The sequence below is a fragment of the Streptomyces sp. SCA2-17 genome (genome assembly GCF_044336695.1).
On record NZ_CP117521.1, the window covers coordinates 2804786 to 2816680 of the forward strand.

The 11895-nt window shown below is 69.8% G+C and carries 11 protein-coding genes; 8 read left to right on the forward strand and 3 right to left on the reverse strand.

Annotated features, from left to right (window positions below):
- The first annotated feature begins 460 nt into the window (after positions 1-460).
- Positions 461-1831, forward strand: a complete 1371-nt coding sequence (locus PS271_RS12505) for a replication initiator (RefSeq protein WP_398386823.1) — start codon at positions 461-463, stop codon at positions 1829-1831.
- Positions 1828-2445: a recombination directionality factor gene (locus PS271_RS12510; protein WP_398381999.1), complete on the forward strand. Its 618-nt coding sequence runs from the start codon at positions 1828-1830 to the stop codon at positions 2443-2445. The genes PS271_RS12505 and PS271_RS12510 overlap by 4 nt, the downstream gene beginning before the upstream one ends.
- A gap of 44 nt (positions 2446-2489) precedes the next feature.
- Here PS271_RS12510 and PS271_RS12515 read toward each other — a convergent pair whose 3' ends face one another.
- The gene (locus PS271_RS12515; RefSeq protein ID WP_398382000.1) at positions 2490-4286 is read right to left on the reverse strand and encodes a recombinase family protein; all 1797 of its coding nucleotides are present in this window, start codon (positions 4284-4286) and stop codon (positions 2490-2492) included.
- A 199-nt stretch (positions 4287-4485) separates the two neighbouring features.
- Here PS271_RS12515 and PS271_RS12520 point away from each other — a divergent pair, with 199 nt between their 5' ends.
- From PS271_RS12520 to PS271_RS12535, 4 genes are all read left to right on the forward strand, one after another.
- Entirely contained in the window at positions 4486-5109 is a 624-nt protein-coding gene (locus PS271_RS12520) for a hypothetical protein (RefSeq protein WP_398382001.1), read from the forward strand.
- A gap of 73 nt (positions 5110-5182) precedes the next feature.
- Positions 5183-5524, forward strand: coding sequence for a YnfA family protein (locus tag PS271_RS12525; RefSeq protein WP_398382002.1), 342 nt, complete (start codon positions 5183-5185; stop codon positions 5522-5524).
- Between the two features lie 64 nt (positions 5525-5588).
- Positions 5589-6332 carry an SDR family NAD(P)-dependent oxidoreductase gene (locus PS271_RS12530; RefSeq protein ID WP_398382003.1) on the forward strand — a complete coding sequence of 248 codons (744 nt, stop codon included), beginning with the start codon at positions 5589-5591 and terminating at the stop codon, positions 6330-6332.
- Positions 6333-6476: 144 nt separating this feature from the next.
- Positions 6477-6872 carry a VOC family protein gene (locus PS271_RS12535; RefSeq protein ID WP_398382004.1) on the forward strand — a complete coding sequence of 132 codons (396 nt, stop codon included), beginning with the start codon at positions 6477-6479 and terminating at the stop codon, positions 6870-6872.
- A gap of 27 nt (positions 6873-6899) precedes the next feature.
- Here the strand turns inward: PS271_RS12535 and PS271_RS12540 are convergent, their stop codons facing one another.
- A complete protein-coding gene (locus tag PS271_RS12540; RefSeq protein ID WP_398382005.1) occupies positions 6900-8093 on the reverse strand; it encodes an RtcB family protein in 1194 nt (397 codons plus the stop codon).
- A 187-nt stretch (positions 8094-8280) separates the two neighbouring features.
- Between PS271_RS12540 and PS271_RS12545 the strand changes: the two genes are divergently transcribed.
- Both PS271_RS12545 and PS271_RS12550 read left to right on the forward strand, forming a co-directional pair.
- Positions 8281-9153 carry a hypothetical protein gene (locus tag PS271_RS12545; RefSeq protein ID WP_398382006.1) on the forward strand — a complete coding sequence of 291 codons (873 nt, stop codon included), beginning with the start codon at positions 8281-8283 and terminating at the stop codon, positions 9151-9153.
- A 175-nt stretch (positions 9154-9328) separates the two neighbouring features.
- Complete coding sequence (locus tag PS271_RS12550) at positions 9329-10045, forward strand: hypothetical protein (RefSeq protein ID WP_398382007.1); 717 nt, start codon at positions 9329-9331, stop codon at positions 10043-10045.
- Positions 10046-10129: 84 nt separating this feature from the next.
- Here the strand turns inward: PS271_RS12550 and lysS are convergent, their stop codons facing one another.
- Entirely contained in the window at positions 10130-11875 is a 1746-nt protein-coding gene (lysS, locus tag PS271_RS12555; protein WP_398382008.1) for a lysine--tRNA ligase, read from the reverse strand.
- Positions 11876-11895: the final 20 nt, after the last annotated feature.

Below are 11895 nucleotides of genomic sequence, written 5' to 3' on the forward strand. Positions count from 1 at the left end.
GTGCCGCTGCTGCCGCGGCACCGGCACCATCCGCTAACTCCGCAGGCCCAGCAGCCCGCTTCAGCTCCCCTCTTCGTCATGGCACAGCAGGATGCTGATGTCGCTGTTCTCAGTGCTCCTGAAGCCCATGGGGTCGTCGGTTCCACGGAGAATCTCAAGGCTCTGCAAGTCGAGAAGGACCACGAGGTCCACCGCCCTCCACGCGTGCTCCGGCAAGGCCCAGCCTGACGCGCTGCGCCCTAGGCAGAAGCTACCCGCGACCGGCCACCGCCACTCCGCAGCCATCGTCCGCAAGGACGCCCCGGCATCCGCCGCCACCACGAAAGGCCAACGCCATGGACGACATCGGCCCACCACCCATCCGCCCCGCCGCTCCGGCGGCTCACCCCGGGAGATCACCACCATCCCCGCCGACACCAACCCCGCCGCACGGCGCGCCGCACTCGACACCGCGGCGCGCCTGCGCACCCTCCCCGAAGCAGACCGCGACATCATCCGCCTCGCCGCAGACCCGCTCTTCCCCCGGCTCCTGGAGCAGATCACCTCAACCGGCGGCTGCGCCCACCCCGTCCACCTCACCGGCCACACCACCACCCGCAACGCCACGACCGGCGAGATCCTCCACCACTACGACACCCGCACAGAACCCGGCGAACGCCTCCTGGTCCGCTGCCGCAACCGCCGCGCCTCCGTCTGCCCGCCCTGCTCCCGCCTCCACGCCGGCGACACCTTCCACCTCGTCCGCGCAGGCCTCACCGGCGGCAAAACCATCCCCGCAGAGATACGGGAACGCCCACGGCTGTTCGTCACCCTCACCGCCCCCAGCTTCGGCCCCGTCCACCGCACCACCACCCACCCCGAGCGCTGCCACCCCCGCCGCGACGCCGGTTCCTGCCCCCACGGCGTGCCCCTGAGCTGCACCGCCCACCACACCGAGACCGACCCGCACGTCGGGCAACCGCTCTGCCCGGCCTGCTATGACTACACCGGACACGTGCTCTGGCACGCCCACGCCGGACAGCTCTGGGACCGCTTCACCCGCGCCACCCGCCGACATCTCTCCACCACGGTCGGCATCCCGCAGTCCCGCTTCCCCGACCACGCCCGGCTCTCCTTCGCCAAAGTCGCCGAGTACCAGCGCCGCGCCGCCGTCCACGTCCACGCCGTCGTACGCCTCGACGGACCCGACGGCCCCCACACCCCGCCCCCGCCCTGGGGCACCGCCGACGCACTCACGACCGCCGTGCAGACCGCGGCCCGCTCCGCCGCCGTCCACACCCCCTACAGCCCCGCCCTCGGCGAACTCACCCTCCAGTGGGGCGCCCAGCTCGACGCCCGCCCTCTCCGCACCACCGTCGATGACGGCGACGGCCTGGCCGACGATGCCGTTGCCGCCTACGTCGCCAAGTACGTCACCAAGAGCGCCACCGACACCTCAGCCGGCGCGGACCACCGCCTCCGCACCCCCGACGACATCGACGCCATACCGGCCACGCCGCACGTCCGCACCCTCATGCACACCTGCTGGCGCCTCGGCAGCCTCCCCGAACTCGCACCCCTCCGCCTCCGCGCCTGGACCCACACCCTCGGCTACCGCGGCCACACCCTCACCAAATCCCGCGCCTACTCCACCACCTACACAGCCCTCCGCACCGAACGCGCCCACCACCAACGCGGACCGCTCCCCGACAACCCGGACGGCACCGAAGCCCAGTGGCGCTATGTCGGCTCCGGCCACACCCCCGGCGCCGCCCTCCTCGCCGCAGGCATCGCCGAAGACGTCGCTCGTAACCGTGACATCGCTCGTGCCGAAGCTCCGGTGGCCACGTGACCGAGCGGTTCGTAGGCCGGTTCCGGAGCGGCCGTGTCGAAGGAAACCGGCCGGAGTCACTGCCCAACTGGCTCATCTCCACCAGCAATTCGGACGTTGCCGCTGAGGTGACACAGCTCCTGGGCGGACAGCCGGAAGGGCGCCAGATCGGCAGTAGGAATCACCTGGAGATTGAAACCAAGGTGAACGAGGTGGAGATTGTCATCAGTGGCCCGTCTGCCCTGACTGTCGACATGAGGCTCTGGCACCGCCGTGGGCTCGTGCATCACTGCGACGGCGCAGCGCATCTAACACCCGAGAGCGCTCGGGGAAAGCCTTGCGGTTGCCCACAATCCATGACGGAACGTAAGGCGGCCGCAAAAGCGTTTCAGGGGCCGCAACCACACATAGCCCTCACCTTCTCCTTAACGGGCGCTCCGCACCTTGGGCCATTCCTTTTCCACTCAATGAGCTGGGAGTTGGCCGAAGGAATTCAGCAGACGAAACAGACTCTCATGGAGAGCAACAGCCCGGCGAATGCTGCTTTACGGCTGGAACGCGTAGACCTGAGGACCCGGCGCGGCATCGCCGTTTTCTACCACAAACCAGCAATTGAGATACAGAAACCCAAGTAATGGACCCCGGTGGGCTTGCGCCTCACCGGGGTCACTGCTGGGTCCTATACCGCTGATACGGATTCCAAGAGAGCTACCTGCCCTTCGCTCTCCTGCGCCTCATGCTCTTCATGCTTCGGCTTCGCCATGAAGACGCTCACGCGCTCCTCGACGCGGCAGACACGGTTGCGCCCGCCCCTCCCCGCCGCCTTACGCACCCGCACCTCGTCCACGAAGAGGCTGACCAGCATGCGCCGATCCGCCGTATCCGCCTTCTGCCACCACGACCCCTCCCCCAGCGGGTCACCGTTGGGGTCTTCGGTGTACGTCCACTCCGCGATGGGCAGAGCGGGCAGTTCCGGGCCGCCCACCTCCGCAATCCGGTGCTCGATGACGGCCTGCCGCTTCTCCAGCGTCTCCTTCTCCTGGAGGAAGCGCGCACGACCGATCTTGCCCTCGTAGATGCCGGCCTTGAGGTCGTCGTACAACCGGTTGATGTCGTTGGTGATCTCTCTCCGCTCCCCCACGAGCGAGGCGCGCTCACCACGCGCCGCGGGGTTCTCCCGGAGCTTCGCCAGTCGCCGCGTCGCTTCGGCCAGCGTGTCGAGGGTCTCTTCGTCCCGATCCGCCGTCATGAGAACAGCCATGATGTGGCGGGCCACGTAGTCATCCACGTCCGCCAGATTGATGGTGTTCCCTCCGGCGTGCTTGCCCTCCTCCACCACACCGGCGGGCCGCGAACACTTGTAGAGGCGTGGCGATCCCGTCATCGGCCGGCCGCACTCACACTTGAGCACACCCATGGACGTCAGGACCTTCTCGCTCCACGGGGTATCACTGCGCCCCCACTCCCGCACACGGAGCCACTTCTGGAGCTCGAACCAGCGGGGAGGAGGGATGAGCGCTTCCCCGATCGTGATCGGCTCCCCCGTCTCCTCGTCCCGGAGCATCTTGTAGCCGCTGATGGTCCGTGTCGGATTTCCGTCGCTGTCCTTGTGATAGACGGTCTCCGCCGCGAAACCCGCCAATCGCGGGTCAGAGAGAAGCCGCTTCGCGGTGGGTGTACGCCATGCCGCCCCGTTCTGCCCCACCCACCCGGCAGAGTTCATCCACGCGACAACCGCACTCACCGACGCGGGATGGCCATTCTTCTTCCCGCTCCACGGCTTGTCCTTGAACTCGAAGATGCGATCCACCATGTGGAGAACAACGCTGGATTGATCCGTTCCGTCCTCGTTCCTCGGAACCGGACGCAGCAGGCGAATCGTCACCGTGACCGGCTCGCCATCCACCACCCGTGTCACCGACTGCGCGTAGCTCTCCATCCCGTACGGAGGCACTCCGCCGGTCCAGCCGCCGAACTGCTTGGCGAGCCGCTTCGCGTCAAAGATTGCTTCGCTCTTGTTCTTACTGTCCTGATGCGCCGCGTCGATCCGCATGATCAACATGATGAGTTCCATCGTGTTGTCGGGCGAGAACGACCCCTCACAAACAGACGTGATCGTGATGCCGAGCGCGAACAGTTCGAGGACGACGGGAATGGCGTCCTTCGGTTCCCTACGCGAGAAACGCGTGATGTTGTAGACGATGATCTCGTGGACTTCGTTTTGGCGGCAGTAATTCAGCAGCTGCTCGAAGTCTTTGCGCTTTACGGTCGGGTCGTAGCCGGAGACACCGATGTCCCGGTAGATCTTGAGGAGACGGCACGCGCGCTCGGACGCCTTCCGCCTGATCGCCTCGTCCTGCGTCTGCGGACTGGCTTCCGACTTGTCGGCCTTCTTCTTTGACTGGCGGGCATACCCTACTGCTAGCCGGAGCACGCTAGGCCCGTGCTCCGGTGCAGCTTCCAAGGTCGCTGTCACCCGAGTAGGCTAGCGAACTACCCCTCTGTTATGCAGCTGGGGCATCAAATGGGTAGCTCACGCTAGCCATAGTCTCAGAGCCTCGCCCGGACTCGGTTCCGGGCGTTTCGCACGGCGTCCACGGGGGAGGTCTCTGAGACGATGATCGGGTTGCGCGGCGGGGGCAGTGCTGCGTAGGAAAAAGCGGTCAGGTGGAGATATGCAGCGCGGTGGCGGACTGGGTGAGGGCACCGGTGACCTGGGCCCCGAGCGCGCCCGGCAGTCCCGCAGGGGGCGCCACAGGGGCCGGCGCGACCGGCGCGAGGAACACCTCACGGACGGCGCGGACAACGCGGGCAGCAGCAATACGAACAACACGAACAGCACGGGAAACAGGAGCGGCCGCGTGGGGGTGACCTACAAGTACTTCGGGGCACCCAGCAGCGCGGCCGCGGCGAACGTCCCCATCTCCATGCGCCCCGAGGAGCTCGGCGGCGACGAGCTCGGCATGGGCGGCATGTTCACCCGGATCAAGCCGGAGACCGTGGCCGCCATGGTGCTCACCGGCATCGAGGGCATACCCCTGCACAAGGTCCCCCCGCTCGAACTGGTCGTGCTCCACCCCGACTACGCCGTCGTCAAACTGCCCATGACCGTCGTCGACCCGCTGCGCGGCATCGGCGAGGAGTCCGTGGGAGCCGCCGCCTTCATCTGGTCCACCGTCCCCGACCGCGGCGGCCCCCGCGACGCCTTCGGCGTCTACCAGCTCCTGCGCGAGTGGCAGGACTTCTCCCACCGCCTCCACGAGAACGGCCACCAGCCGTACTGCCTCGTCTGGCCGTAGGTCCCCGCCCGGGCCGCGGGACCCCGCCCGGCTCGTCCGGAACCTCCCGCCCGCCCCGCCGTACGCTGCGATCATGCTGATCGCCCGCTCCATCGCCCTCTTCCTCCTCGCCGCGCTCCTGGAGATCGGCGGAGCCTGGCTCGTCTGGCAGGGCGTGCGCGAGCACCGCTCCCCCGGCTGGGCCTGGATCGGCGCCGGCATCGCCGCCCTCGGCGCGTACGGCTTCGTCGCCACCCTCCAGCCCGATGCCCACTTCGGCCGCATCCTCGCCGCCTACGGCGGGATCTTCGTCGCCGGCTCGCTCGCCTGGGGCATGGTCGCCGACGGCTTCCGGCCCGACCGCTACGACGTCCTCGGCGCACTCGTCTGCCTCATCGGCGTGGCGATCATCATGTACGTGCCACGCGCCCGCTGAATATCCTGCTCAGGGACCACCCACGTCACATCGGCCGCGCCGCGCCCCAGGAGGCAGCACCACCATGAGCATCCGCACCGCCGTCATCACCGGCGCGAGCAGCGGCATCGGCGCCGCCACCGCCCGCCGGCTCGCCGCCGAGGGCTACCGCGTCGTCCTCACCGCCCGCCGCGCCGACCTCATCGAGGCCCTCGCGAAGGAGCTCCCCGGCGCGCGGGCCCACGCCCTCGACGTCACCGACCGCGCCGCCGTCGAGGCCTTCGCCGCGACCCTCGACCGCGTGGACGTCCTGATCAACAACGCCGGCGGCGCGCACGGCGCCGACCCCGTCGCGACCGCCGACCCGGCCGACTGGCGCACCATGTACGAGGTCAACGTCCTCGGCGTGCTCCACATGACCCAGGCCCTGCTCCCCGCCCTGACCGCGAGCGGCGACGGCACGGTGCTGATCCTCTCCTCCACCGCGGCCCTCGGCACCTACGAAGGCGGCAGCGGTTACGCCGCCGCCAAGCACGGCGCCCACGCCGTCGCCGAGACCCTCCGCCTGGAGCTGTGCGGGCAGCCCGTCCGCGTCATCGAGATCGCGCCCGGCATGGTGCGCACCGAGGAGTTCGCCCTCACCCGCTTCCGCGGCGACCGGGCCAAGGCCGACGCCGTCTACGCGGGCGTCGCCGAGCCGCTCACCGCCGAGGACGTCGCCGACACGATCGGCTGGGCCGTCACGCGGCCCCCGCACGTGAACATCGACCTGCTCGTGGTCCGCCCCCGCGCGCAGGCCAGCAACTACAAGGTCCACCGAGAGTCCTGAGACCGCGGACCCGGGACCGGGGACCGCGGACCGGGGCCCCGCGCACCCGGAAGCAGGACCGGCGACCGATCGCATGAACGACCCGCAGCCGCTACCTTGATCGAGCGGCCGTCCGGGGGGACGGCCCGGCACGAAAGGGAAGCCATGCGCGTCACCGCCTTCGACCACCTCGTCCTCAACGTCTCCGACGTCGAGCGGTCCCTCGCCTTCTACACCGGCCCGCTGGGCCTCGACCCGGTCCGCGTCGACGAGTGGCGCGCGGGCCGGGTGCCGTTCCCGTCCGTGCGCGTCTCCCCCACCACGATCATCGACCTGGTGGAGCGCGAGCGCGGCGACACGGCCGCCTCCAACGTCGACCACATCTGCCTCGTGGTCGAGCCCCTGGACTGGCAGACCGTCGTCGACTCCGGCACCTTCACCGTCGTGGACGGCCCCGGCCAGCGCTTCGGCGCCCGCGGCAACGCCGAGTCCCTCTACGTCCTCGACCCGGACGGCAACACCATCGAACTCCGCTGGTACCCCCAGGACGTGCGCGCCTGAGGGCCCGGCGGCGCTCGGGCAGGGCCGTCAGCCCTTCACGCAGACGATCTGCTTGAGCTTGGCCACGACCTCGACGAGATCCCGCTGCTGGTCCATGACCTGCTCGATCGGCTTGTACGCGGCCGGGATCTCGTCGACCACGCCGCGGTCCTTGCGGCACTCGACACCCCGCGTCTGCTCCGCCAGGTCCCGCTCGGAGAACCGCTTCTTCGCCTGGTTGCGGCTCATCCGGCGGCCGGCACCGTGCGAGGCGGAGTTGAAGGAGGCCTCGTTGCCCAGGCCCCGCACGATGTACGAGCCGGTGCCCATCGAGCCCGGGATGATGCCGTACTCGCCGCCGCCCGCGCGGATCGCGCCCTTGCGGGTGACCAGCAGGTCCATGCCCTCGTACCGCTCCTCCGACACGTAGTTGTGGTGGCAGGAGATGGTCTGCTCGAACATGGGCTTGGCCTTCTTGAACTCCTTGCGGACCACGTCCTTGAAGAGCGCCATCATGATCTCGCGGTTGTGCCGCGCGTACTCCTGGGCCCAGAACAGGTCGTGCCGGTAGGCGGCCATCTGCGGGGTGTCCGCAACGAAGACCGCGAGGTCGCGGTCGACCAGCCCCTGGTTGTGCGGCAGCTTCCGGGCCTCGCCGATGTGGTACTCGGCGAGCTCCTTGCCGATGTTGCGGGAGCCGGAGTGGAGCATCAGCCAGACCGAACCCGACTCGTCGAGACAGAACTCGACGAAATGGTTTCCTCCGCCGAGCGAACCCATCTGCTTCAGTGCGCGATCCTGACGGAATTTGACCGCTTCGGCGACCCCGTCGAACCGCCCCCAGAAGTCGTCCCACCCCGCCGTCGGCAGCCCGTGCAGCCGGCGCGGGTCGACCGGGGAGTCGTGCATCGAGAAGCCCACCGGAATGGCCTCCTCGATCTTCGACCGCAGCCGCGAGAGATCACCGGGGAGGTCGTTGGCCGTGAGGGAGGTCTTCACCGCGGACATCCCGCAGCCGATGTCGACGCCGACCGCCGCCGGGCACACCGCGCCCTCCATGGCGATCACCGAGCCGACCGTCGCGCCCTTGCCGAAGTGGACGTCCGGCATGACCGCGAGTCCCTTGATCCATGGCAGGGTGGAGACGTTGCGCAGCTGCTGCATGGCAACGTCTTCGACCGTGGCCGGATCGGTCCACATGCGGATCGGCACCCGGGCGCCGGGCACCTCGGTGTAGGACATGGTTTTCCTCATAACCCAGTAAAAGCAAGATAACGCAAAAGCCGGACATATCTCACGATTCGCGACAGCGAACCGGCGGACGCAGCGGCGTGTGCGGTAGACATACTGTCCAGCCGCCGCCTCCGCGGCGGCAACACGTTTTCCGGCACGGGACGCGGCCCGCAGCCGGTGGAAGGAGCCACGGACAGTGCAGCGAAGGGCTCACGCACCGGCCGCCGCACTGGCCGCCGCCCTGCTCGCCGCGGTGCTCACCGCATGCGGCGGCGGGGCCGGCGCCGACGGCGGCGGCGACTCCAAGCCCGGCCACGCCGGCTCCACCGCGCCCGCCGCGCAGCCGGGCAAGTACCACAGCCTCCCCGAGCCCTGCGGCTACGTGAGCCGCGACACCCTGCGCCGGCTCCTGCCCACCACGGGTGACGACGAGGACGGCCGCGACACCGCGAAGCTCTACAAGGGCCAGGCCGCGATCACGTACGACACCGACCGCCGCGTCGGCTGCCGCTGGAAGCTGGAGACCCCGCAGGGCACCCGGCACCTGGCCGTCGACTTCGAGCGCGTCGTGTCGTACCAGGGCGGCGTCAGCGACGAGCAGCGCGCGGAGGAGCTCTACGGCCGGCGGGCGTCCGCCGCGCACATCCCGGTCTCCTCGGCCTCCCCCTCCACGTCCGGAGCGTCGGCAGCGTCCGGCCCGGCCTCCGCCACCCCCTCGAACGGCGCGAGCTCGGGCCCGCACCCGCAGGGCGGCGCGGCGAGCGGCTCGCCGTCCCCGTCCCGTACGGGCGCGCCGTCCGCCTCCGGCTCCCCGGCCGGCGGCGCCTCGCTCGCGCCCCGCGCGCTCGACGATCTCGGCGACGACGCCTTTATCGACGACAAGCTGATCAATTCGGGCTCGGGCGTGCACCGCGACATCAACATCGTCTTCCGGGCGGCGAACGTGATCGTCACCATCGCCTACGACCAGTGGTCGGTCGACAAGCTGCACGTTCCCGCCAGTGAGGACCTCCAGGGCAAGGCCCAGTCCCTGGCCCGCGAGCTCGAAGCGGGGCACTTCGGCAATTAGCCCGACCCGGCCCGGTAGCCCGACCCGGCCCGGCGAGTAACGCCCAATACGGCCACCGCCCGGCATCGGCCGCGTACCGTGCCGGGCAGAAGGCCGGACCAGACCAGTCAGGCCGACCAGACAGGGCGGGAGCCCCCGGCGCCCCGCCTCTCGACACCGAACGAGCGAAGGACCCATGCACCGAACAGCCCCGCGACTCGCCCGACTCCTCGCCTGCGCCGCAGTACCGGTGATGCTCGTCGCCACCGGCTGCTCGGACGACGACGGCGGCGCCAAGAAGAAGTCGCCCTCCCCCTCGGCCCCGGCGTCCGCGCCCAGCGCCTCCCCCTCGGTCAAGGCGGCCGCGTTCGCCAAGCTGCCGCCGGAGGTCTGCAAGAGCATCAGCGAGAAGACGATCGACTCGCTGGTGCCGAAGGCGAAGAAGAAGGAGGGCGAGGCCCTCCCCACCAGCGACGCCAACGACTCGGCGAGCTGCTTCTGGAACGGCCTGAACGACGAGGACGTCAAGGACCTCCAGTTCCGTTCGCTGACGGTCTCCTTCAAGCGGCTGGCCTCCGACCCGACGCTCGGCTCGGGTGAGAAGCGCGCCGAGAAGTTCGCCGAGCAGCAGGTGGCGAAGGCGACCACCGCCGACGGCGCGAAGGACGCGAAGACGGACAAGGCCGAGGGCATCGGCGACGGCGCGAACCTGGTCGCCACGGACACCAAGAAGGACGACGACGACTACCGCAACGCGACGGTCGTGACCCGTACGGGCAATGTCGTCGTCACCGTGAAGTACAGCGGCGCCGGTTTCCAGGGCGCGAAGAACCCGGCCGCGGACGACATCGCCAAGGGCGCGAAGGACGCGGCCAAGGAGGCCGTGGCCGCGGTGGCTGCCGCGAACAAGTAGGCCGCGGACGAAGGCGAAACACGAAAGACGCCGGCCGGGCTCGATGGTCATCGAGCCCGGCCGGCGTCTTCGTGCGAGCGGAGGTTACGAACCGAGCAGCTTGCGGACCCGGTCCGCCCCCACCGCGAGGAGCAGCGTGGGCAGGCGCGGGCCGGTGTCGCGGCTCACCAGCAGGTGGTAGAGCAGCGCGAAGAAGGACCGCTGGGCGACCTTCAGCTCGGGGGTCGGCTTGGCGTCGGGCGTGAGGCCGGCCTGGACCTTGGGCACGCCGTAGACGAGTGTGGTGAGGCCGTCGAGCGACCAGTGCTCGTCGAGGCCTTCGAGGAGCAGCCGGAGCGACTCGCGGCCCTGCTCGTCGAGGGAGCCGAGCAGCTCGGTGTCGGGCTCGGAGCGGACGATCGTGCGGGACTCGGCGGGGACCTGGGTGTTGATCCAGTGCTCGGCCCGGTCCAGGCGCGGGCGGACCTCGTCGAGGTCGGCGACCGGGTTGGCCGGGTCGAGGTCGCTGAGGATGCGGATCGTCTGCTCGTCGTGGCCGGCGGTGATGTCGACGACGGAGGCGAGCGTGCGGTAGGGCAGCGGGCGCGGCGTGCGGGGGAGCTCGCCGGCGGCCGTGCGGGCGGCGCGGCTGTGGGCGGCGGCGTCGGCGGGCAGGGCGGTGCCGTCGGCGACCTTGGCCTCCAGCTTGTCCCACTCGTCGTAGAGCCGCTGGATCTCCTGGTCGAAGGCGATCTTGAAGGACTGGTTGGGCTTGCGGCGGGCGTAGAGCCAGCGCAGCAGCGGCGCTTCCATGATCTTCAGGGCGTCGCCGGGGGTGGGCACGCCGCCCTTGGAGGAGGACATCTTGGCCATGCCGCTGATGCCGACGAAGGCGTACATCGGGCCGATGGGCTGCTCGCCGCCGAAGACCTTGCGGACGATCTGGCCGCCGACGACGAAGGAGGAGCCCGGGGAGGAGTGGTCGACACCCGAGGGCTCGAAGATCACGCCTTCGTAGGCCCAGCGCATCGGCCAGTCGACCTTCCAGACCAGCTTGCCGCGGTTGAACTCGCTGAGCAGGACGGTCTCGGTGTGGCCGCACACGCAGGTGTAGGCGAGCTCGGTGGTCTCGTCGTCGTACGCGGTGACGGTCGTCAGGTCGCGCTCGCAGGCGCCGCAGTAGGGCTTGTAGGGGAAGTAGCCCGCGCCGGAGCCGCTGCCGTCGTCCTCGGCGGCGGCGCCGGAGCCCTCGGCGGCCTCCAGCTCGGCCTCGTCGACGGGCTTCTGCTGCTTCTGGCCCTGCTTCTTGGGCTGGCCGGTCGCCTTGTCCTTCGTCCGGTACTGGTCGAGGATCGCGTCGATGTCGGCGCGGTGCTTCATCGCGTGCAGGATCTGCTCGCGGTAGACGCCCGAGGTGTACTGCTCGGTCTGGCTGATCGGGTCGTACTCGATGCCGAGGTCGGCGAGCGCGGCGACCATGGCGGCCTTGAAGTGCTCCGCCCAGTTCGGGTAGGCGGAGCTGGCGGGGGCCGGGACGGAGGTCAGCGGCTTGCCGATGTGCTCGGCCCACGACTCGTCGATGCCGGGGACGCCGTTCGGCACCTTGCGGTAGCGGTCGTAGTCGTCCCAGGAGATCAGGTGCCGGACCTGGTGGCCGCGGCGGCGGATCTCGTCGGCGACGAGGTGGGGCGTCATGACCTCGCGGAGATTGCCGAGGTGGATCGGGCCGGAGGGCGACAGGCCCGAGGCGACGACGATCGGTTTGCCGGGGGCCCGGCGCTCCGCTTCGGCAATGACCTCGTCGGCGAAACGGGAGACCCAGTCGGCCTCGGTGCTCTGAGCCTGAGCCACGGCACTTCCTTCCTTACGGT

Coding starts and splice junctions, on each gene's coding strand:
- PS271_RS12520 (WP_398382001.1), top strand. CDS start 4,486: ATGCAGCGCGGTGGCGGACTGGGTGAGGGCACCGGTGACCTGGGCCCC.
- PS271_RS12525 (WP_398382002.1), top strand. CDS start 5,183: ATGCTGATCGCCCGCTCCATCGCCCTCTTCCTCCTCGCCGCGCTCCTG.
- PS271_RS12530 (WP_398382003.1), top strand. CDS start 5,589: ATGAGCATCCGCACCGCCGTCATCACCGGCGCGAGCAGCGGCATCGGC.
- PS271_RS12535 (WP_398382004.1), top strand. CDS start 6,477: ATGCGCGTCACCGCCTTCGACCACCTCGTCCTCAACGTCTCCGACGTC.
- PS271_RS12540 (WP_398382005.1), bottom strand. CDS start 8,093: ATGTCCTACACCGAGGTGCCCGGCGCCCGGGTGCCGATCCGCATGTGG.
- PS271_RS12550 (WP_398382007.1), top strand. CDS start 9,329: ATGCACCGAACAGCCCCGCGACTCGCCCGACTCCTCGCCTGCGCCGCA.